Origin of the sequence: Leifsonia shinshuensis, from assembly GCF_022606355.1 — a bacterium.
Classification (GTDB): domain Bacteria; phylum Actinomycetota; class Actinomycetes; order Actinomycetales; family Microbacteriaceae; genus Leifsonia; species Leifsonia shinshuensis_B.
Genome location: NZ_JAHHZQ010000005.1, coordinates 318,263 through 339,613 on the forward strand (window position 1 = coordinate 318,263; position 21,351 = coordinate 339,613).

The 21,351-nt window shown below is 73.0% G+C and carries 17 protein-coding genes; 11 read left to right on the plus strand and 6 right to left on the minus strand.

The window, feature by feature from the left end:
• Positions 1-20: 20 nt before the first annotated feature.
• Positions 21-677 carry an alpha/beta hydrolase gene (locus KNO15_RS20220; protein WP_241705618.1) on the minus strand — a complete coding sequence of 219 codons (657 nt, stop codon included), beginning with the start codon at positions 675-677 and terminating at the stop codon, positions 21-23.
• Positions 678-788: 111 nt separating this feature from the next.
• On the opposite strand from KNO15_RS20220, the gene KNO15_RS20225 reads away from it, so the two are divergent.
• The 3 genes from KNO15_RS20225 (at position 789) to KNO15_RS20235 (ending at position 2,991) form a co-directional block, all read left to right on the plus strand.
• Positions 789-1,370, plus strand: coding sequence for an NUDIX hydrolase family protein (locus KNO15_RS20225; RefSeq protein WP_241705619.1), 582 nt, complete (start codon positions 789-791; stop codon positions 1,368-1,370).
• A 65-nt stretch (positions 1,371-1,435) separates the two neighbouring features.
• Positions 1,436-2,299: an alpha/beta fold hydrolase gene (locus KNO15_RS20230; protein ID WP_241705620.1), complete on the plus strand. Its 864-nt coding sequence runs from the start codon at positions 1,436-1,438 to the stop codon at positions 2,297-2,299.
• 83 nt (positions 2,300-2,382) lie between these two features.
• Positions 2,383-2,991: a TetR/AcrR family transcriptional regulator gene (locus KNO15_RS20235; RefSeq protein WP_241705621.1), complete on the plus strand. Its 609-nt coding sequence runs from the start codon at positions 2,383-2,385 to the stop codon at positions 2,989-2,991.
• 347 nt (positions 2,992-3,338) lie between these two features.
• On the opposite strand, the gene KNO15_RS20240 is transcribed toward KNO15_RS20235, so the two are convergent.
• Positions 3,339-5,099 carry a DEAD/DEAH box helicase gene (locus KNO15_RS20240; protein WP_241705622.1) on the minus strand — a complete coding sequence of 587 codons (1,761 nt, stop codon included), beginning with the start codon at positions 5,097-5,099 and terminating at the stop codon, positions 3,339-3,341.
• Between the two features lie 254 nt (positions 5,100-5,353).
• Between KNO15_RS20240 and KNO15_RS20245 the strand changes: the two genes are divergently transcribed.
• Positions 5,354-7,570 (plus strand): HelD family protein, encoded by a 2,217-nt coding sequence (locus KNO15_RS20245; protein ID WP_241705623.1) that lies wholly within the window; start codon positions 5,354-5,356, stop codon positions 7,568-7,570.
• A gap of 102 nt (positions 7,571-7,672) precedes the next feature.
• Here KNO15_RS20245 and KNO15_RS20250 read toward each other — a convergent pair whose 3' ends face one another.
• Genes KNO15_RS20250 through KNO15_RS20265 form a run of 4 tightly spaced genes read right to left on the minus strand, consistent with a single transcriptional unit; the run spans position 7,673 to position 10,625 of the window.
• Positions 7,673-8,353 carry a DUF1684 domain-containing protein gene (locus tag KNO15_RS20250; protein WP_241705624.1) on the minus strand — a complete coding sequence of 227 codons (681 nt, stop codon included), beginning with the start codon at positions 8,351-8,353 and terminating at the stop codon, positions 7,673-7,675.
• Positions 8,350-8,925, minus strand: coding sequence for a hypothetical protein (locus tag KNO15_RS20255; RefSeq protein ID WP_241705625.1), 576 nt, complete (start codon positions 8,923-8,925; stop codon positions 8,350-8,352). Before KNO15_RS20255 ends, KNO15_RS20250 begins: the two co-directional genes overlap by 4 nt.
• Before the next feature lie 49 nt (positions 8,926-8,974).
• Positions 8,975-10,279, minus strand: coding sequence for an RNA polymerase sigma factor (locus tag KNO15_RS20260; protein ID WP_241705626.1), 1,305 nt, complete (start codon positions 10,277-10,279; stop codon positions 8,975-8,977).
• 28 nt (positions 10,280-10,307) lie between these two features.
• Entirely contained in the window at positions 10,308-10,625 is a 318-nt protein-coding gene (locus KNO15_RS20265) for a YciI family protein (RefSeq protein ID WP_241705627.1), read from the minus strand.
• Positions 10,626-10,735: 110 nt separating this feature from the next.
• Between KNO15_RS20265 and KNO15_RS20270 the strand changes: the two genes are divergently transcribed.
• From KNO15_RS20270 to KNO15_RS20300, 7 genes are all read left to right on the plus strand, one after another.
• The gene (locus KNO15_RS20270; protein ID WP_241705629.1) at positions 10,736-11,272 is read left to right on the plus strand and encodes an EVE domain-containing protein; all 537 of its coding nucleotides are present in this window, start codon (positions 10,736-10,738) and stop codon (positions 11,270-11,272) included.
• 4 nt (positions 11,273-11,276) lie between these two features.
• Positions 11,277-11,852, plus strand: coding sequence for a 2-phosphosulfolactate phosphatase (locus tag KNO15_RS20275; RefSeq protein WP_241705630.1), 576 nt, complete (start codon positions 11,277-11,279; stop codon positions 11,850-11,852).
• A 78-nt stretch (positions 11,853-11,930) separates the two neighbouring features.
• On the plus strand, positions 11,931-12,233 hold the full coding sequence (locus KNO15_RS20280; protein ID WP_241705632.1) for a DUF427 domain-containing protein: 303 nt from the start codon (positions 11,931-11,933) through the stop codon (positions 12,231-12,233).
• A 346-nt stretch (positions 12,234-12,579) separates the two neighbouring features.
• Positions 12,580-18,786: a DUF5979 domain-containing protein gene (locus KNO15_RS20285; protein ID WP_241705634.1), complete on the plus strand. Its 6,207-nt coding sequence runs from the start codon at positions 12,580-12,582 to the stop codon at positions 18,784-18,786.
• Positions 18,787-18,959: 173 nt separating this feature from the next.
• Entirely contained in the window at positions 18,960-20,150 is a 1,191-nt protein-coding gene (locus KNO15_RS20290) for a PQQ-dependent sugar dehydrogenase (protein ID WP_242599943.1), read from the plus strand.
• A gap of 24 nt (positions 20,151-20,174) precedes the next feature.
• Complete coding sequence (locus KNO15_RS20295; RefSeq protein WP_241705638.1) at positions 20,175-20,771, plus strand: hypothetical protein; 597 nt, start codon at positions 20,175-20,177, stop codon at positions 20,769-20,771.
• 36 nt (positions 20,772-20,807) lie between these two features.
• Positions 20,808-21,335 carry a SprT-like domain-containing protein gene (locus KNO15_RS20300; protein WP_241705640.1) on the plus strand — a complete coding sequence of 176 codons (528 nt, stop codon included), beginning with the start codon at positions 20,808-20,810 and terminating at the stop codon, positions 21,333-21,335.
• Positions 21,336-21,351 lie beyond the last annotated feature (16 nt).

A 21,351-nucleotide genomic window follows, 5' to 3' on the forward strand; every position in this document is an offset into this window, starting at 1 on the left:
CAGCGGCCGTGCCGCTCGGGTCAGCGGCTGCGGGGCAGGTGTGCCCGGATGAACGACGAGATGTCGCCCAGCTCGAGCGGCGAGATTCCGTGCCCGAGGCCTTCGTAGATGCGGGCGTCGAGGCCGGAGTGCCCCGGCAGCCACTCCTCCGCACGTGCGATGGACGCGGCGGGGATGGTGTCGTCGTTCGTGCCGCGACCCCAGAACACCGGCGGCCTGCGCTCGCCGAGGGTCGCGTCGCCGTCCTCGGGGCCCTGCACCACGAAGCCGGACAGCATCACGGCGAAGTCGAAGCGCTCGGGGGCCAGGCGCATCAGCTGCAGCGCCATCGCGCCGCCCTGCGAGAAGCCCAGGAGGCCGGTCGGCACGTCGGGCTGCTCGTCGATCCAGTCGAGCACCGCACGGGCCGCGGCGTTGGCATTCGCGGCGATCGGGTCGCCGGAGACGTTGGTGAACCGGGAGAACCACGCGAAGCCCGGCCCCTCGGGGATCGGCGCGCGAAGCGACGCGATCACCGGCTCCAGCGGAAGATAGGCCGAGATGCCGAAGAGATCGGCCTCGTCGGACGCGTACCCGTGCAGCAGGATCAGCCGGGGTCGGTCGGCCCGGTCGGCCTCTCCTGCGGACCACAGCACGGCGTCGCGGTCGAGGCGGAGCTCGGGGGCGGGGAACGGCATGTTCCATTGTGTGCATTACCCGGCCGTCCTCCACAGCCCCCAGATCGCGGCGCAGTCCACAGATCCGTCTGTCTGCGTGAACACAGGCTTCGGCATCCGTAGGATCGGTGCATGAGCGTGCGCACCCCCGATCCGGACCCGACTCCCGACCCGCTCGACGGCTCGGGGGCCCGGCCCGGTCCCGCCTGGCTGAGCGACATCGAGCTGGAGCAGATCCGCCGGCGCCTCCCGCTGCTCTATGTGGAGGCCGTGCCCGTGCGGGTCGACGGCCTGGGCCAGGTCACCGAGGTCGGCGTGCTGTTGCGGGCGAACGCCGTCGGCGAGATCACTCGCACGCTGGTGTCGGGCCGGGTGATGTACGGCGAGACGCTGCGGGAGGCGCTGTTCCGTCACCTCGAGAAAGACCTCGGTCCGATGGCGTTCCCGCTGCTGCCGGCCAGCCCCGTCCCGTTCCAGGTGGCGGAGTACTTCCCGCTGCCCGGGGTGTCCGCGTTCACCGACGAACGCCAGCACGCCGTGTCGCTCGCCTACGTCGTGCCCGTCACCGGCACCTGCGAGCCCCGGCAAGACGCCCTCGAGATCACCTGGATGACGCCGGACGAGGCCGTGTCGCCGACGGTGTGCGAAGAGCTGGAGGGCGGGCGGGGCGCGCTCGTCAAGGCCGCGATGGCGGCGGTGGGCAAGCTGACCTGAGCCGGCTCCGGGCCGTTTCACTCAGAGGCTTGCATATTTTGGCTAATGGTATTAGCTTTACGGCTATGAACACTTCCATCGCTTCGCAGGTCCGGTACCTGCAGCGCCCCGAGGGACGCATCAGCTACACCGTCGAGGGCACCGGCCCTCTCGTGGTCGCCGTCCCCGGGATGGGCGACCTCCGTTCGACCTACCGCGAACTGGTCGGCCCGCTGCTGGAGGCCGGCTACCGCGTCGCCGTCACCGACCTGCGGGCGCACGGCGACTCGGACACCACCTTCCGCGAGTTCGGCGACATCGTGTCCGGCCGCGACCTCCTCGCGCTGATCGACGAACTCGGCGGTCGTGCCGCCGTCCTCGGAAACTCCATGGGCGCCGCGGCCGCGGCCTGGGCGGCCGCCGAACGCCCCGACGCCATCGCCGGCCTCGTGCTCTTCGGCCCGCTGCTGCGCGACCCGGCGATGAGCCGCTTCGCCGTGGCGTCCGTCCACGGGATGTACCGTGTGCTGTTCACCGGTCCCTGGGGCGCATCGGTCTGGGCCGGCTACTACCGGTCGATCAACAAGGGTCGCACGGCGCCGTGGCTGAAAGAGCACGCCGCCGACCTCAAGCGCAACATGAAGGAGCCCGGCCGCCTGCGCTCGTTCCGGCACCTCACGCTCGCACTGACCCACTCCGTCGTCGAGCCCCGGCTGCCCGAGGTGGCGGCCCCCATGCTCGCCTTCGTGGGAGAGCTCGACCCCGACTACAAGGACCCTGCCGCCGAGGCCGACTGGATCGAGACGCTCGGCGCACAGGTCGTGCGCGTCCCCGAGTCCGGCCACTACCCGCAGGCCCAGCGGCCCGACGTCATCGTGCCGGCGACGCTGGCCTTCCTCAGCGAACTGCGGGCGGCGGCGGGCGGCGACTGGGGCGCGGCGCGTGCGTAGGGCGCACGGCGTGCGCCGGGCGGCCGCGCGGGTCGCGGGGGTCGTCCCCGTGCCGGCGGGCGGGTTCGCCGGGGGTGAGCCCCGTGCCTAGGGCGGGGCTGACCCGCTCCGCGGTCACCGCGGTGGCGCTCGACGTCGTCGACGACGGTGGCGTGGCCGGACTCGACCGGCTGACGCTCGCTGCCGTCGCGTCCCGCGCCGGTGTCGCCGTGCCGAGCCTGTACAAGCACGTGGCCTCCCTCGACGACCTGCGTCGCCTGGTGGCCACCGACTGCGTGGCCGAGCTGACGCGGGTGCTGGCAGAGGCGACCATCGGCCGCTCGGGCCCGGAGGCAATCCATTCGGCGGCGGACGCGGTGCGGGCGTACGCCCACCGGCACCCGGGCCGCTACGCCGCCACGCAGGTCGCCCCCGACCTCGCTTCGGAAGCCGACGCCGGGCTCGCCTCCCGCGCGGAGGAGACCATCGCCGTCCTGGCCGCCGCCTTACGAGGCTTCGGCCTGCCCGACGATGCCACCGTCGACGCGATCCGGATGCTGCGCAGCGCCCTCCACGGCTTCATCACCCTGGAACTCGGCGGCGGCTTCGGCCTCCCGGACGACCTCGACCGCAGCTTCCGCCTGCTTATCGACGGCATCGTCGCCGGCATCGCCGCGCTCGGCGGAGTCCGGGCCGCGGCCGATCTCCGCTAGCCGGAAGTCCTCCGTTGCCCTCAGCCGACGTCCCGCCGGTAACGGAGGACATCGCTGGTGTCGCGGCGGTTGGTGACGGCTGACGGAGGAGATCCTGCCGTTTCCTGGCCCGATCTCCTCCGTTGGCTGCGGTTCCCGGGCGTGTCGGGGAGTCCTCCGTTGCCCACCGGATCCACGGGGCTTGACGTGGCGTGTTGGGGCTCCGGAGCTACGTGGCAGCGACCCCGGAGATCGTGCCGGGCGGCGCGGATCTCCGGAGTGGCGGACGCTTTGCTGCTGTGAGAGCGGAGGTGCGGGCGGTGACCCGACGTGTCGGCGCTGGCCGGAGTCGTCGATGTCGCGGAGCGTCAGCCGCGCGCGCGGCGGGTGCCGCGGCCGCGGCTGGTGCTGCCGCCGACGAGGTCGCCGACGCGCATGCCGGTGCGCGGAGCGCCGCTGCGGCCGGCTCCGCCGTTGCCACCCGCGCGGCCGCTTCCGCCGTTGCCCGTACGGGTGGAACCGCCGCTACCGGCGTTGCCGGCGTTGCCGCTGCTGCGACCGGTTCCGGCGTTGCCGCCGTTGCGACCGGCTCCGCCGTTGCCTCCGTTACCGCCGTTGCCGCCGCTGCGGGCACTTCCGCCGGCGCGCTCGCCGCTTGCGGCACCGGCACCCCGGCCGCGTCCGCGTCGGCGCGACGATCCGTCGCGCGTGTCGTCGTGACCGGTTCCGGACGAGTCACGACCAGCGGTCGAGCGACCGCCGCTGTCGCGAGCTCCCGCGTCGCGACCTCCCGCGTTCCGACCTCCGCCGTTCCGGCCTCCGCCGTTGCGGCCTCGGCCGTTCCCGCGTCCGCCACGACCGCCGTCGTTGCCAGACGCGCCGTCGTTGGCAGACCCGCCGTTCGACCCGCCCTTCGGCGCAGGCGCCGGCGCCACGCGCGGTGCGCGCTCGCCGACGAGCGAGGTCACCGCGGGCGATTCCGCGGTGACGCGCTGCGGGCTCGCTGTGATGGCGGCCGCGCGCAGCAGCGAGCGGACGTCGCCCGCCTGGTCGGGCAGCATGACGGTGGCCACGTCGCCGGTGCTCCCGGCGCGGGCGGTCCTGCCCGAGCGGTGCAGGTAGGCCTTGTGCTCCGCGGGCGGGTCGACGTGGACGACCAGCTCGACCTCGTCGACGTGCACACCGCGTGCGGCGACGTCGGTCGCCACCAGCACGCGCACGTCGCCGGAGCCGAAGGCGGCGAGGTTGCGGTCGCGGGCACCCTGGCTGAGGTTGCCGTGGAGGTCGACCGCGGGGATCCCGGCCGACGTCAGCTGCTTGGCGAGGCGCTTGGCCTGGTGCTTGGTCCGCATGAAGAGGATGCGGCGGCCGCGACCGGAGGCGAGCGCGTGGATCAGGTCCTTCTTGGCGTCCTGGTCCGCGACCTCGAACACGTGGTGGGTCATCGCCTCCACGTGGCTGGTCGCGTCGTCGACCGAGTGCAGAACCTCGTTCGTGAGGAACTTCGACACCAGCTTGTCGACGCCGTTGTCCAGCGTGGCCGAGAAGAGCAGGCGCTGGCCGCGCGACGGCGTGGCGTTCAGGATGCGCGTGACCGTCGGCAGGAACCCGAGGTCGGCCATGTGGTCGGCCTCGTCGAGCACGGTCATCTCGACGTGGTCGAGGTGCACGATGCCCTGCTTCATGAGGTCTTCGAGGCGGCCGGGGCAGGCGACGATGATGTCGACGCCCGCCTGCAGCGCGGTGACCTGGCGGCTCTGGGAGACGCCGCCGAAGATGGTGGTCGTCGTCAGGCCGAGTGCGGTCGCGAGCGGCTTGAGGGTCGCGTCGATCTGGGTGGCGAGCTCGCGGGTGGGTGCGAGCACGAGGCCGCGGGGCCGGCGGGGTCCGCGCTGGGGACGGCCGCCGGGCGCACCGGAGGCGCCGGCCGCGAGCCGCGCCGCCAGCGGCAGCGAGAACGCGATGGTCTTTCCGGAGCCGGTCTTGCCGCGGCCGAGCACGTCGCGTCCGGCGAGCGTGTCGGGCAGGGTGTCGGCCTGGATGGGGAACGGCTCCGTCTTGCCGTCGGCCGTGAGGACGGCGACGAGGGGAGCGGGCACGCCGAGGTCGGCGAAGGTCTGGGTGGTCACAAGTGCCTTTCTGGCAGGGCTTTGCCCTGTCGGGCGGTTCGGGCGGTCGTCGCAGGAACGGGACGTCTTCGCCGGAAAGAAGAGTGGAGGTGCGCGGCGGGGCCACCGCCCGGCGCTCGCGCACACCGACGATGTCGGCAGGCCAGTCGTGCTGGTCCGGACAGTCTACCGTGTATCGACCCCATGCTTGCTGGGAGCACATTCCCGGCCGGAGGTCGTAGACTATCGGCCCGTAATCCGGAAGGTGGTCGCGCGTGCAGGAATCGGAACTCGATCGTGAGCGCGCCGTCGTCTCGGGCCTGTACGAGCGGTTGGACACGCTCAGGGCCGAGACGGAGGAGCGGCTGACCCGCGTGCGCCGTGAGAGTGTCGGAAGCAACCACCAGGCGCGCAGCGAACGCGACGCCTTCGCCCGTCTGTACGAGGACCAGTTGCTGCAGCTGCGCGACGTGGATGCGCGGCTCGTGTTCGGCCGTCTGCTGCTCGACGAGCCCGTCGACGGCACCGACCGCCGCTACATCGGCCGTGTCGGCCTGCGCGACGACGACCAGCGCTCCGTGCTCGTGGACTGGCGCGCCCAGCAAGCGAGCGCGTTCTACCAGGCCACCGCGAGCGAGCGGATGGGGGTGCGCGCCCGCAGGCATCTGACGATGAACGGCCGCCAGGTCGTCCGCATCGACGACGAGGTCTTCGACGAGGCGCTGCTCGACGGCGCGGCGGCGGGCGGGCAGGTGCAGGGCGAGGGCGCGCTGCTGGCCGCGCTCACCGCGCAACGCACCGGCCGCATGCACGACATCGTGGCGACCATCCAGGCCGAGCAGGACCGCATCATCCGCTCCGACCTCCGCGGCGCCCTCGTGGTGCAGGGCGGTCCCGGCACCGGCAAGACCGCGGTGGCGCTGCACCGCGCCGCCTATCTGCTGTACGCCAACCGGCAGCGGCTGAGCGCCTCCGGCGTGCTCGTGGTCGGGCCGTCGTCGGCGTTCCTGCGGTACATCGAGGCGGTGCTGCCGTCGCTGGGCGAGACCGGAGTCGTCATGCAGACGCTCGGCGAGCTGTACCCCGGGGTGGAGGCCACGGCCGAGGACGCTCCGGAGGCCGCGCGGCTGAAGGGCGCCGCGACCATGGCGCGGCTGCTGTCGCGTGCTGTCCGGTCGCGGCAGAAGGCACCCGACGGGCCGCAGACGATCGTGGTGGACAACGAGCGGCTGGTCGTTTCCCCCGAGCTCGTCCAGCGGGCCATCGCGAAGGCCCAGCGCACCGGCAAGCCGCACAACGTCGCCCGGGTCACCTTCGTCAAGCAGGCGCTGGGCGAGCTGACCGACCAGCTGGCGGCACAGCTGCGCGCCGGAGGCTCGACGATCGACGAGGCCGACCTCCGGGTGCTCCGTGAGGATCTCCGCACCTCGTACGACGTGCGCGTGCTGCTCAACACGGCCTGGCTTCCGTTGACGCCGCAGAAGCTGCTGCAGGATCTCTACGCGCGACCGGCGTGGCTCGCCGAGCTCACGCCGCGCTGGACGCCGGCCCAGCGGGCTGCTCTGCTGCGCGATCGCGGCGAGCCGTTCACCGTCTCTGACGTGCCGCTGCTCGACGAGGCGGCCGAGCTGCTCGGCGACTTCCCCGGGCGTGCCGACCCGGCCTCCCGCGAGCGCGACCGGCAGCGCAAGCGCGACCTGGAGAACGCGCGCGCGGCGATCCGCAACATGGGCGTGGAGGGCCTGGTGAGCGCCGAGCAGCTGGCGGACGGGTTCGCCGAGCAGGTCGACCGCGGCACGACCGCCGAGCGCGCCGCCGCCGACCGTTCGTGGACCTACGGGCACGTGGTGGTGGACGAGGCCCAGGAGCTGTCGCCGATGCAGTGGCGCGTGCTGGTGCGCCGCTGCCCGATGAAGTCGTTCACGATCGTCGGCGACATCGCCCAGGTGGCGTCGGCGGCGGGGGCGACCAGCTGGGACGAGGCGCTGCGGCCCTCGTTCAAAGACGCCTGGCGTCTGGAGGAGCTGACCGTCAACTACCGCACGCCCGCCCAGATCACGCGCGAGGCCGAGCGCATCGCGCGCGACGCGGGGTTGCCGATCACCCCGACGCGCGCGGTCCGCGAGGGTGACTGGCCGATCCGCCGGGTGGCGGCGCAGGCGGACGGACTCCCCGAGGCGGTCGCGCAGGCTGTGGCCCACGATCGCGGCATCGACCGGGACGGCACGCTCGCCGTCATCGCGACCGCGACCGACGTGGAGGCCGTGGCCGCCGCGGTGCGCGGACGCTTCGGGGACGACGCTGCGCGCGGCGCGGCGGGCCTCACCCGCCCGATCTCGGTGCTGACCGGCTACGAGGCGAAGGGGCTCGAGTTCGACGCCGTCGTGCTGGCCGACCCGCACGCGCTCGCCGCCGAGTCGGTGCGCGGCGCCGCGTCGCTGTACGTCGCGATGACCCGCCCCACCCAGCGCCTCACGCTCGTCGCTCGCTGACGTTCGCCCGCGGGAGGCCGCCGAAGGGCACGCAAGCGCCCCCAAAACACACTTTTAGGGGCGTTTAGGTGCCCCTCGGGTGCCCTCGGGCGCCGCGCGCGCTCAGCCGGCGTAGCGCTCGCCGACGGGGATGTCGACGGGGAGCGTGTTGCCCGCCTGCGCGAGCGGGCACGCCCAGGCCGGGTCGTACGCGCACGAGGGGTTGTAGGCGAAGTTGAAGTCGAGGACGAGAGTGGCCTCGCCGTCGTCGGCCGACATCCCGAGATCGGCGCCCTTGATCGTGTCGATCAGGTAGCGTCCGCCGCCGTAGGTGCCGCCGCGCGTGCCGGCCAGCGCATCCTTGATCGGCACGAAGAGGCCACCGCCGTAGGAGGCCAGCCGCCATACGTCGAGGGTGCCGGCGAGCGGCACCCGCACGGTGCCCAGAAGCTCGAAGGGCACGACGCCGTCCGTGCCGGTCTCGACGTCCATCCGCTTCGCCTCCGCCGGCGCGTGCACGGGAAGCTCGAACCGCCAGTCGGGGTCGTACGGCGAGACGGGGAGGCCGGTGAAGCGGTCCCGGTCGGCGTCGAGCAGCGGGGAGGCCGGGTGCGACGAGAACAGGTCGTTGCGGCAGGAGATCCAGTGCGCGTGCGCGGCGGCGGGGTCGCTCGCCGCGATCCGGCGCACCGACGAGTACAGCGCGAACACGCTGCGCCGCCAGTCCGCGGTCTGCACCGCCGTCACCGCTCGCCCCTGACCGGGGTCGACCGCCGATGCGGACTCGGGGGTGGTGGTGCTCATGCTGTTGCCTCCGTCTCGGCGTCGTGCGTCTCGGCGTCATCCGCCGTGCGCGGATCCGGCGTGGGGGGATCGTATGCCCAGGTGGGTGCGAGCTGACGCAGGCGCACGCCGCGCCACTGCCAGAAGGCCCAGAGCGCGTACCAGGCGAGCGGGGTGACGAGGCCAGCGCGCACGATCAGGCGGTCGCGGTAGAGGGTGCGCACCCGGCCGTCGGGGCCCGGCCCCGCGGGGTCGGGGGCGACGGCCATCCGGTGGTCCAGGTGCGGCATCGCAGAGAGGAGGCCGCCGGTGCCCCCTCCGCTGTCGCGCAGGATCCGCGTGGCGCTCTCCCGGGGGTCGGTCGAGCGCAGCGTGTCGAGCCGGATCGCCTGCGTGCCCACCGTGAACGCCCCGAGCGCGCGCACGCTGACGCGGTGCTCAGCGGTGTCCCACGAGGTCGGGAACCCGGCCGGCTCGTCCGACCGGAAGTCCACCCACGGCATGGCGACCTCCCTCAGCGCCGTCGGGCTGTGCAGGGCGCGCCAGACCGCGTCGGGGTCGGAGTCGAGGACGAGCTTGAGGAGGACTCTCACGCCTTCAGTGTCACCCATCGGGTGCGCCGGGGGCAGGGGGAGACGGCATTCACGGTGCACTCCCGGACGACCCGGCGGCGGCTGCCGCCTCCGCTGCGCGCGCGAGCAGCAGCGTCCGCTCACGCGCGTTGGCCGTCATCGATGCCGCCCGCTCGAACTCGATCTCGGCCTCGGCGTGGCGACCGACCTTGAACAGGAGGTCGGCGCGCACCGACGGCAACAGGTGGTACGACTCCAGCGCGCCGTCGTCCACCAGCCGTTCGACGACAGCGAGCCCGGCTTCCGGGCCGGAGGCCATCGAGACGGCGACGGCACGGTTGAGCTCCACGACCGCGGAGGGCCGCAGGGCCGCGAGCGCGCCGTACAAGGCGACGATCTCCTCCCAGTCGGTGTCGCCGGGGGAGGGCGCGGTCGCGTGACACGCGGCGATCGCCGCCTGCAGCGTATACGGGCCGCGGCCGCGCGCCCCGAGCAGGCGGTCGGCGTGCTCGAGTGCGGCGACGCCGCGCCCGATGAGGATGCGGTCCCAGCGGGTGCGGTCCTGGTCGCTCAGGAGGATCGGCTCGCCGTCGGCGGTGGCGCGCGCGGGCAGGCGGGAGGCCTGGAACTCCATCAGCGCGACCAGGCCGTGCACTTCTGGCTCGCGCGGGGTGAGCTCGGCAAGGACGCGGCCGAGCCGCAGCGCCTCCTGGCAGAGGTCGGGGCGCATCCAGTCGTCGCCCGCCGTGGCCGAGTAGCCCTCATTGAAGATCAGGTAGACGACCTCGAGCACCGACGACAGCCGTTCGGGGTAGTCGGCGCGGTCGGGCACCTCGAACGGCACGTGCGCCGCGGTGAGCGTGCGCTTGGCCCGCACGATGCGTTGCGCGATCGTCGGGACGGGCACCAGGAACGCCCGGGCGATCTCGTCGGTCGTGAGCCCGCCGAGCAGCTTGAGCGTGAGCGCGACCCGGGCGCCGGGGGCGAGCACGGGGTGGCACGAAACGAACACGAGCCGGAGCAGGTCGTCCTGGATCTCCTCGTCCACCGCGGCGGCCGGGTCGTCGTCGTCCTGCTGCTCGAGGTCGCGGGCCAGGGCGGCGTAGCGCTCGTCGAGGCGCTCGCGGCGGCGCCAGCCGTCGATCGCGCGGCGCTTCGCGACCGTCGTGAGCCAGGCGCCGGGCGTCCGCGGCACTCCGGTCTCCGGCCACTGCTCGAGCGCGGCGACGAGGGCGTCCTGCGCGAGCTCCTCCGCGAGCCCGACGTCGCCCGTCCAGCGGGCGAGGCCCGCCACGAGCTTGCCCGCTTCGATGCGCCACACCGCCTCGACGGCGCGGCGGGCCTCGTCGGCCGTCACGTCCTGTGCCTCCGCCACCCGCGCGCCTCCCGTCGTGCTGCCACGCTCATGCCTCCGCTGCGGCGCCGCTCACGATGCGGCGCACCTCGACTCTGCCACGATCCACCGGCAGCCGCCTCGCCCATTCGACCGCCTCCGCCCGGTCGGCGGCCTGCACGATCCACAGCGCGTTCGCTCGGGAGTCGGAGGCCGGCGCGTCGTCGACCCGGCAGGAGCCGTCCACCCCGAGCTCGACGTGGAGGCCGTCCACGGCGAGGAGCTCGCCGGCCAGCAGCACCCCGGCGTGGATCAGCTCGACTGTGAACCGCTGCAGCACGGAGGAGGGCGGCGCCGAGTCCGTCGTGAGCAGGAGGAGGTAGCGCATGCGTGGTCCTTTCGTCGCGGGCACTCACCGAGACGTCGAGCGGCGGGTGCGGGATTCGACACGACGCCCGTCTCCAGCGCGATGTCGGACCTGTGCGCTAGAACGGGAGCATGGCGATCCGCTACTGGCTGGGCGTGGTTCAGCACGACCACGTGCTGCGCGGCGTCGCGGGCGGCTTCGCCCAGGTCAACCACGGTGCCCGCGCACCGCTCGAGCGGATGGGGGCGGCCGACGGGTTCGTCTACTACTCGCCGCGCGAGTCGTATCCCGACGGCGAGCCGCTCAAGCGGTTCACCGCGGTGGGGAGGCTGGCCGACGCCGACGTGTACCAGGCGACCCAGGGCATGCAGCCGGGTACCGGCCAGCGGCGCAACGCCTCCGCCGACTTCGTCGCCTGGCGTCGGCGCGTCGACTGGGATCACGACGCGGTCGCGACCCCCATCCGACCGTTGCTGTCCTCTCTCGACTTCACGCGCGACAAGCCCGACTGGGGCTATCAGCTGCGCGCCGGGCTGATCGAGCTCACGCGGCACGACTTCGAACTGATCCGGCACCAGATGCGCCCGGCGTCGGCGGGGGAGCGCGAACACGAGCGCCGTCATCGGGAGCAACACGCGCCGGCCGGATTCGGCGCCCGGTTACGCTGAGGCGGTGACCGCGCACCGCTCCGAACCGTCGACCGTCCCTACCGCGCACCGCCAGGCCAAGTACCAGGTGCGCTTCGACTGGGCGTCGGCCGGCGCGACGGCCGTGGCGGCCGACGCCGACGTGGTCGTCTGGGTGGATGCGCTCGCCGACGAGCCCGTGGAGGCCGCGATCGAGCTCGTGCCGGGCACCGGAGCCGTCGTGGCCGCCGGGCTGACCGATGCGCCTGCGGTCGCGCGCTGGATCCTCGACGAGCAGGTCAGGCTGGGCCGCCGCGCCATGGTCGCGCTGGTCGCGGCCGGCGGCACGACCGTGGAGGGCGGCACGCGTTTCGCCGTCGAAGACCTCCTGGCCGCCGGTGCCCTCGTCGACGCGCTCGCGGGCCTCGGGATCGACTACAGCTCGCCGGAGGCCGCCGCGGCCTGTGCCGCGTTCACCGGACTTCGAGGGGCCGTCGCGCACCTGCTCACCGCGTCGGTCTCCGGCCAGGAGCGCATCGCGGCCGGTGCGGATGCCGCCGAGCTCGCCGGCGCCGGGAGGCTCGGGACGGCCTCCGACGTGCGGATCCTGCGAGCAGGCTGAGCGCAAGACTCGAACTCCCAGTCCCGCCGGAATGTTCCGGTGGAACCGGGTGTTCAGTGCGTTCAGGAGGTTTCACTCATGAAAGCTGTTCTGAACGACACCGTCATCGCCGAGGCTCCGACCGAGGATCTCATCCGCATCGAGGGCAACTGGTACTTCCCGCCCGCGAGCGTGAACGCCGAGCACCTGGTCGCGTCCGACACCCCGTACACGTGTCCGTGGAAGGGTGAGTGCCAGTACTTCTCGGTCAAGGACGGCGACACGGTGCTGCAGGATCGCGCGTGGAGCTATCCGACGCCGTATCCGAGCTCCTTCGACCGCGTCGGCAAGGATTACAGCAACTACGTCGCGTTCTGGAAGGACGTCCGGGTCGTGGACTGATCCGTCCGCCCCCTGGACTGGGGGACGGACTTGTCCTCATTTTTGAGGACTGTCCCCCGAAAACGGGGTACAAAGTTGCTTCCAACCGACCGGTCGGAATTGCTAGACAGGTAGTGCGAGAGAAACTCCCGGGACCCGAACCGGGAGGCGCGCGAGGGCTTACCCGGCTCGTTCTTCGGCGCGCGTACCCGAGCTCACGCTTACCCGAAACCCGATCGCCGTGCTTCGTCGTGTCTTTCAGCATGTCCGCAACTCCTTCCGCACCGGCCGCAGCGGGCCACCCGCGCACCGCGCAGGCCGCCGAGCAGCCTCGGGAGCCGCACCGCGCCTGAGGCTGCTCGGCGCCGTGAGCGCGGCGACCGTCGTCGCCCTGGTCGGCGGAGGCCTCGCCGCGGCGCCGGCGGTCGCAGCCGACGCCGCCCTCTCGGTCGTCAAGACGGTGGGGGAGAACCAGAAGGCGGTGACGGTGCTCAAGGGCGCCGAGTTCACCTACAAGATCGAGGTGGGCTGCGACGACAACGACTGCGTCGGCGCGAAGCTGGTGGACGCACTGCCCGCCGACTTCGCGGGATTCTCCATCCTCGACACCAGCGTCCAGCCGAGCACCAAGCCGGTCACGAAGAGCCTCGCGGGCTGCACCGACACCGTGACCGCGTCCTGCGTCCTCACCGTGCAGTTCCAGGAGCCGGTCGCCGGCGGCGTGGGCATCCCCGCCGGCGGGACGTACCTGGTGATGGTGACGCTGAAGGCGCCGCAGACGCTGACGCCCCAGTCGCCCGCGGTGAACCACGCCGTGACGAACACGGCGGTGGGCACGTTCGACGGCTCGCCCACCCCGCAGACCAGCAGCGCAGACGTGACCGTCAACGTGCCGACCTCGGTGGATGTCTCGGTCGGCAAGACCTGGACGCCCGCGAGCCAGCAGTACCTCCCCGGCGAGCAGTCCACGATCTCGCTCTCTGCGCAGAACGCCTCCAACGTCCCGGCGTCCAGCCTCGCGCTGCAGGACCCGGCGACGGCCACGGACGCAGCGACGGCACTCGACGCGGCCAACCCGTTCGCGCTGGTCGACTTCGCCGGATTCGGGGGCGTCACTCTGCCACAGGGCGCGACCACCGTTCAGGTCGACGCCTACGTGCGCGACACCGCGACCGGAGCGTGGGCCTGGCACACCGGACCTCCGGTCGATCCATCGGCGATCGCCCTCCCCTCCGGTGTCTCGAACGGCGACGTGGGAGGCCTCCGCTTCACCTTCGCCGGGCCGGACGGCACCGCGCTGACCGCGGGCGGCGCGGCCGGCTCGGTCGGCGTCCTCGTCGCTCAGCGCTCGACGAACCGGCAGACCGGCGCCGCGCTGGTCACCGGCGCGAGTGTCACCAACCGCGTCGCCGGCACCGTGGCTGTCGAGAACCAGACCCCGGTGACGAAGACCGCGACGGCGCCGTTCGCCGTCGGCGACCTGACCGTCGCCGTCACCCCCGGCAAGCAGATCAGCCCCGCGCGCATCCCGGCAGGAACCACGGCCACCGCGACCATCTCGGGCAAGAACTCCTCCAACGGCCCGCTCGCGACGCTGACCCTCGCCGACCTGGGCTACTTCACCCAGGACATCCGCTTCGGCGGTTTCGCAGCAGGCGTGTCCTATCCGTCCGGCGCGAGAGGCGCCCAGGTCGTCTGGCACTTCTCCAACGGCTCCAGCCAGGCGGTCCCCTTCGCCGACGGCGCAACGCCCGCTGTGCCGACCGCTCCGACCGAGACGCACCTCACCGGCTTCGAGCTCGTCTTCACCGGAGCCATCGCCACCGGCACCGTCGCGACCGCCCAGTTCCTGATCGCCCCGACCGCCGACATCGCGGCGGAGGGAGCGCATGTCGACACCACCAACACGCTGACGGTCACGGGGGCGAACGCCGCCGGGACCGCGAGCCGTCAGGCGACGGCGCCGCTGTCGATCTTCTACCCTGACATCGAGCTCACCCTCGCCAAGACCATCACGCCGTCTGCGCCGGTCTCGCCGGGAGCCACCGTCACCGCGCAGCTCCCCGCGACGACGTCGAGCGACTCGGCCTACGTGCGCCCGACCAGCATCGTGGTGGAGGACGTCTGGCGCCCCGGCGTCGCGAACGACTTCTTCAACGGCTTCGACCCGATCGGCGTCGCCCCGACGCAGGTGCTGAAGGGTTCGACGCTGACGGTGAAGTACACGACCGACGGCAGCACCTGGACCGTCCTCGACACCGTTGATGCGACCGCGGCCGCGCAGGTCTACCGCGCCTCGTCGCTGCCTGCCGGCACCGTCGGCCTGCAGTTCACGTTCGAGGACGCGGCGGGCTTCGCCCAGGGCACCACCGTTCGTCCGGCCATCACGGGGCAGGCGCGTGCCACGCTGCGCGACGGCTCCGGCGCCACCTCCGTCGCGGGGGGCCCAGCGAGCACCTACACGAACCATGCGGTCGCGAACACCCAGGGCGCGGTCGACGGCGAGGTCGTCACCGGCGCCCAGAAGACAGCGGACGCGAACGCCAAGATCCAGTCCACGACCGGCGCCGGCTCGCTCGGCATCGCCAAGAAGTGGACGAAGCCCGACCTCAGCGGCGACGTGACCGACCTGCCGTCGCAGTCCGGCGACCAGGCGGGAACCCTGCTCAGCTGGGGTGTCACGAACACCGGGTACGGCTCGGTCACGCTGACCGACCCGGCCGGCGACCCCGCGCACCCCGAGTCGACCGTCTTCCAGGCGTTCGATCTGCTGAAGGTCTCGCCCATCTCCTACAGCGCCGACCCGCTGCTGCGCTGGGACGCCGTGAGCACGGTCGAGCTGTACCGCGGCGGGGCGTGGACGATCGTGCCGGCGCCGGCGGGCGGCTGGATGAACGGGGCCGGTTTCGTCGGCTACACGCTGACCCCGGCCCAGACCGCCGACACCACCGGCGTGCGGATCACAGTGGTCCCGAACGACGCCGCCCGCGCGGCGGCCACCGATCCCACCGCACCTCCCGCGGGCTCCGGCGTCGCGACGGTCGCTTTCGGCCAGTCCCGGCCGATCGGTCTCGTCTGGCAGCTGCGCAACGTGCAGCGCGTGCCGGTCGACCCGGCGCACCCGTGGGTCACCGCGGGGACCACCGGTTCGGTCGACAACGTCGCGCAGGCGGACGGCGTCAAGAACGGCACCGCCGTTCCTCCCGTCACCGGCCACGACACCGTCACGCTGATCGATCAGCCGCCGGCGGTGAGCCTGACCAAGACGAGCTCGCGGTCCACCATCGTGGTCCCGCACCTCGGCGACGTCGACCCGGCCGACTACCCGACGAACACCTTCACGCTCACGGCGCAGAACACCTCCACCTCGCGCGCCTCGTACGTGCGGGTGACCGATCCGTCGCCGTGCGACGCCGGCGCCGAGACCGCGTGCCTCTCGGGGGCCGCGGCGTGGGGAGCCGATCCCTTCTCCGGCGCGAGCTACACCGGCTCCAGCCCGTTCGAGCGTCTCGACCTGACCAGGATCGCGTTCGCGGTGCCTGCCGGGCAGGTCGATCTCGACGCCTCTCAGGTCACCCTGTGGCATCGCGCGGCCGACGGCAGCACCTCGACCACCGTCGTCTCGATGCGCGCAGCTGCCGCGCTGACGCCGGCCGACCTCGCCGATGTCGTGGGCGTGAGCGTCGTCTACCAGGGCACGAGCCCGCAGACGACGGGAGGCACGATCGCCTCCGGCCAGGCCCTCACCATGACCCTCGACACCCGGGTCCGCGCGCTCACGCGCACCTCGGGGGCAGCGGTCACGGCCTTCCGCATCGACAACCACGGCTTCACGCAGGGCTACGACCCCGTGCTGTACCCCTCCGGCCAGGGCTCGCGGCCGTACGCGTCCGCCGACGCGGCGCTCACCCTGACCACGGGCGCCCTCGGCGTCACCGCGGCCAAGACCATCTCTCCGAGCACGCTGCTGGAGAGAGACCGCACCGCCCCGGTGACCGTCACGCTCACCGCCACGCCGGGCTCGGCGACGGCGGCGACGCACCAGGTCGTCATCACCGACGACGACGCGGCGTTCTGGAACCGGTTCGCGCTGACCGGCCTCAGCGCCGGCGACGTCACGCTGCCGGCCGGCGCCGACCGCGTCCGCGTCGATGCGCAGACCGACGGCAGCAGCACGTGGATCCTGGGCACGCCTGCGGCGACGGCAGCCCTGCCGACGGCAGCGGCCGGGCAGGTGACCGGTCTCCGGTTCACCTTCCTGCGCGCGGACGGCGGGCTCCTCAGCCGCAGCGCCGTGCCCGCGGGCTTCACCGCGACGGTCGTCCTGCACGTCGCACTGCTCGCGGTCGCCCGCGACGGGTCGGCGATCCCGTTCCCCGGCAGCGTCACCGACACGGTGCAGACGGTGAGCCACCGCACCGACACGCCGACGGTCTACGCCGACGCCACCGCCGGCGCCTCCGCGGGCATCCAGCTCGCGCCGGGCACGGCCTCCCTCGACGTCGCGAAGACACCGGCCAACAACGTGCACACCGTCCCGGTCGGCGACAGCGTCCCGTGGACCCTCACCTTCGCGAGCACCGGCACGGGCTACCTGGACCTCGCCGGCCTGACCGACACCCTCCCGGCCTCGCTGGTGTGGGACGGCGAGGCGCCGACCTTCTCGACCAGCGCGGGCGGGACCCTCTCGACCGCCCCGACCGTGGCCTACGACGCCGCGACCGGACGGTTCGGGCTGACGTGGCCGGCCGGCGGCTCCCGGATGTCTCCGGGTGAGCGCTTCACGGTCGTGCTCGGCCTGATCCTGAAGCCGGGACTCGGCTCGGGCGATCGGGCGACGAACCAGTTCGTCGTCTCCACGGTGCAGAGCCTGTCGGCGTGCACCAACTCGTCCGGCAACGGTCAGGGCGTCCTGACCGGCCTGCCGGCAACCGCGTGCGGCACGACCAACTACGTGCAGCCCGTCAACGGGCCGTCGCTCTACACGACCAAGGGCGTCCAGGGCGATGTCGTCGACCGCACGGTCTCCGGCGCGCAGAACCTGACCGACCCGTCGGCTACCTGCCGCACCGACGGCGAGGGCTACTACTCCTCGCCGTGCGCCGCGAACACCGTGGTCGGCGGCACCGACCGGTGGCGGCTCAGCGCTCTCAACACCGGGACCGTCGACTACACCTCGCTCGTCCTGGTCGAGCCGCTGCCCGCGGTCGGCGACCGCATGCTCGCCACCGGCGGCTCGCGCGGCTCGACCTTCCGGCCGGTCTTCGACGGCGCGGCGGGGGTGACGGTGCAGGACGTGCCGGCGGGGACGGCCGTCACCTGGGAGGTCACCACCGAGCCCGGCGTGTGCCAGTCCGGCTCGACCACGGCGTGGCCCACCGATCCGACCTGTTCGACCCACCCGGCCTCGTGGACGGCCTCCGGCGCCTTCACGGGTGACTGGGCCGCGGTGACCGGCCTGCGCGTGACGCTCGACTTCGCCGGCACCGCGAACGGCGCGCTGCGCGGCGGCGAAGGGGCGACGGTGCTCTACCGCACCATCGACCGCCCCGCCACGGCGTCGGCGACGGACGGCGCCCCGGTGTCGCTCCCGGCGTCGCCCGGCTCGGCTCCGGCGGTGGCCTGGAACCAGTTCGGCGCGACAGCGTCGCTCGTCGGCGGCGGCACGGTGCGCCGTGCCCCGGTGAAGGCGGGAGTGACGATCGCCACCGGTCCGCTGCAGATCGACAAGGTCGTGACGGGAGCTGCAGCCTCGGCGGCGCCCGACGAGTTCGGCGCCGATGTCGCCTGCACGGTCGCGGGAGTCCCCGTCGACCTGGGAGCGGCCGCGCACACCCTGCTCGAGCGCTCCGCCGGCTTCACGGCCCGCATCGACGGCCTCCCGATCGGCTCCGACTGCACGATCACCGAATCCGGCGCGGCGGGCAGCTACGGCGAGGCGAGCCGCACCGTCACCAACGGCAGCGTCCACATCGGCGCCGGGTCGGTGCAGGGTGCGGTGCCGCCCGCGCAGGTCACCACTCTCACCAACACCTTCGAGTACGGGCGCCTCGAGCTCGCCAAGACCGCCTCGGCTCCTGTCGTGGGAATGAACGAGAAGGTGACCTACACGATCACGGTCACCAACATCGGAGCGCTCGACGCCACGGCGTTCGACGTGGTCGACACCCTCCCGGCCGGGGCGACGTTCGTCTCAGCGGACCAGGGCGGCACGTTCGCGGCAGGCGCGGGATCGAAGGGCGGCACGGTCACCTGGCCGGTGGCGAGCCTGGCGAAGGGCGCGAGCCTCGACCTCCACGTGGTGGTGACCTACGCCGCGGAGAGCTACCCGGTCAACGCGGTGACGGTGACGACCCCGCCGGTCGGCCCGTGGCAGCCGCCCGCGATCGACGGCCCCTGCGCCGACGACGCCGACGCGGCGTGCGCCACGATCTACGTGGACCCGCCGGTCGCGCCCGCAGGCGGCCTCGCGAAGACCGGAAGCGCCGGCGACTACCTGCTCGTCGCCCTCTGGGCCGGCGTGCTGACCCTGCTCGGAACCGCGTTCGTCGGCTGGCGCCGCCGCCGGGCCTGACCCGAGCGCCCGGCCTGCGTGCCGCAACTCCGGAGATCCGCGCCCGATGGGTGCGGATCTCCGGAGCAACGGAACGCCACGCCGGTGCCGCCGCCGACCCTCCGGAGTCACGGTCCGCCCCTGCCGACGTATCAGGCCCGCGGGCTAGCATGAGGCGCGTGAGGGGAGGCACGATGCGGCTGGTTCTGCGCCACGATCGCGCCCGGCGGGTCGTCCGCACCCTCCAGCTGAGCTGCGCGCTCGCCGTCGTCGCCGTGTCGACCGCCTGCACAGCGTCGCCGCCCGCTCCCACCGCGACCCGGACGACCTCCGCGCCTCGCCCGACCGCGTCCGCTCCGCCGGTCGCCGCGATCCCGTGGCAGCCCGGCACAGCGACGACCGTCCTGGAGACCGGCCTCGACGCCCCGTGGTCGGTCGTCCCGCTCCCCAGCGGCTCCGCCCTCATCAGCGAGCGCGACGCCGGCCGCGTCCTCGAGCGGCTGCCGCAGGGCGGCCTCCGCGAGGTCGGCAGGGTGCAGGGGGTCGTGCATCGCGGGGAGGGCGGCCTCCTCGGACTCGCGGTTCAGGCCGTCGCGGCGCCCCCGTTCCTCTACGCCTACGAGACCACTCGCGCCGACAACCGGGTGGTGCGGATGCCGTTGACCGGCGTGCCGGGCTCCTACGCGATCGGGGCTCCGGAGCCGGTGCTGACCGGTATCCCCGCGGCCGCCAACCACGACGGCGGCCGCATCGCCTTCGGCCCAGACGGCATGCTCTACGTCGGCACGGGGGATGCCTCGAACAGCGCGAACGCCCAGGACCCGGCCTCCCTCGGCGGCAAGATCCTGCGCCTCACGCCCGAGGGCCAGGTGCCGCACGACAATCCCTTCCCCGGGTCCCCGGTCTGGTCGTCCGGCCATCGCAACGTGCAGGGTCTCGGCTGGGACTCCCACGGCACGATGTGGGCGAGCGAGTTCGGCCAGAACACGTGGGACGAGCTCAACCCCATCGTTCCTGGGGCCGACTACGGCTGGCCGGTGGTCGAAGGTGCCGGTCACGATCCGAAGTACACCGATCCGGTCGCCCAGTGGCCGACCGGCGAGGCGAGCCCGAGCGGGCTGGCGGTGGTGGGCGACACCGTCTTCCTGGCCGCGCTGCGCGGCGAACGGCTCTGGACCGCCTGGACGACCGCCGGGCACGCACCTGCGACGACACGGGCGTTCCTCGACGGCGACCTGGGGAGGCTGCGCGACGTCGTCGCGCGCGGTGACCGCCTCTGGCTGCTGACCGACAACACCGACGGCCGCGGATCCCCGCGCGCCGGCGACGACCGACTCGTCGAAGTGCCGCTCGTCCCCGCGCAGAACACGCGGCAGCCCGGGTAATCGGGTTTGGACGGCTACTCTGGAGTGGACCGCACGACCTGGGAGCCGACCCTGAGCATCATCCTCGGATACGATCCGTCCACACTCCGCGAGCGCGTCGATCTGCGCGCCGCCGACGAGCGGCTCGACGAGCTCGGCAGCCTGCGGAGTCTGAGCGCTCTCAACGAGAAGACCGTGCTGCTGCGCCTGCTCGGCCGGCTCGACGACGCGATGGTGGTCGGCAACGAAGCGGTGCGCCAGGCGCGGTTCACCGGCGATCGTGAGCAGCTGCTGGGGGCGCGGATCCGCCGGGCGCAGGTGCTGCAGTACCAGGGCAAGCTCGACGAAGCGATCGTCGAGCTGACGGGCTGCGTCGACGAAGCCCGCGGCCGCGACTGGAGCGCCCTGGAGGCGTTCGCCGTTCAGAACCGCGGCAAGTGCTATTTCGACCAGGCCGACTATGAGAACGCGCTCTCCGACATGACCGCCGCGGTGTTCCTGCGCGAGAAGCTGGGCGCCTCCCCTGCCGAGATCGAGGGCGCCCTCACCGCGGTCGCTGTCGTGCAGCGGTTCCTGGAGGCGCAACGCGCGGCCTCCGGCGAGGTGACCAAGGGCGCGGACGACGACGCCGCTCCGGCGTAGGATGCGGGTCATGAGTCGATCAGGGGATCAGCGCTGATGGCCGAACTCGAACGCGTTCGCCGCTGGGCGGACGCCCTGATCGCCCTCCACCTCGACCCCGCCGTGTGGAGCTTCGACTTCGACAACGCCAAGACGCGCGCGGGCCTCTGCAACTACACGGCCAAGCGCATCACGGTGTCGCGGTATCTGGCCGCGCGGTACGAGGACGACGACATCCACCAGATCCTCCTGCACGAGGTCGCGCACGCTCTCGCCGGCTCGCGCGCGGGGCACGGACCGCGCTGGCGGGCGATCGCGCTGGATCTCGGCTACGAGGGCAAGCGCCTGCACGGCGGCGCCATCGCCGACGACCTGGCGCCCTGGATCGGCACCTGCCCGAGAGGCCACACGCACTACCGTTACCGCAAGCCGGCGCGCGCCCTGGCCTGTGGAGCCTGCAGTCGCCGATTCGACTCAGCCAACCTCATCTCGTGGGTGCACAGGGAGGTGTCGGCCGCGCAGCGCAGGATGGCGGCGGCCGCCGCCACCGAAGCGCTCGACCCGCGGGCTCGCGGCTCGGACTGAAGGCGCGGTCGCGGCC

What these genes read in the sequence shown, in the direction of transcription:
- KNO15_RS20300 (WP_241705640.1), top strand. Translation starts at nt 20,808, where the DNA reads ATGGCCGAACTCGAACGCGTTCGCCGCTGGGCGGACGCCCTGATCGCC.
- KNO15_RS20270 (WP_241705629.1), top strand. Translation starts at nt 10,736, where the DNA reads ATGGCGATCCGCTACTGGCTGGGCGTGGTTCAGCACGACCACGTGCTG.
- KNO15_RS20265 (WP_241705627.1), bottom strand. Translation starts at nt 10,625, where the DNA reads ATGCGCTACCTCCTCCTGCTCACGACGGACTCGGCGCCGCCCTCCTCC.
- KNO15_RS20230 (WP_241705620.1), top strand. Translation starts at nt 1,436, where the DNA reads ATGAACACTTCCATCGCTTCGCAGGTCCGGTACCTGCAGCGCCCCGAG.
- KNO15_RS20220 (WP_241705618.1), bottom strand. Translation starts at nt 677, where the DNA reads ATGCCGTTCCCCGCCCCCGAGCTCCGCCTCGACCGCGACGCCGTGCTG.
- KNO15_RS20290 (WP_242599943.1), top strand. Translation starts at nt 18,960, where the DNA reads ATGCGGCTGGTTCTGCGCCACGATCGCGCCCGGCGGGTCGTCCGCACC.
- KNO15_RS20250 (WP_241705624.1), bottom strand. Translation starts at nt 8,353, where the DNA reads ATGAGCACCACCACCCCCGAGTCCGCATCGGCGGTCGACCCCGGTCAG.
- KNO15_RS20225 (WP_241705619.1), top strand. Translation starts at nt 789, where the DNA reads ATGAGCGTGCGCACCCCCGATCCGGACCCGACTCCCGACCCGCTCGAC.
- KNO15_RS20280 (WP_241705632.1), top strand. Translation starts at nt 11,931, where the DNA reads ATGAAAGCTGTTCTGAACGACACCGTCATCGCCGAGGCTCCGACCGAG.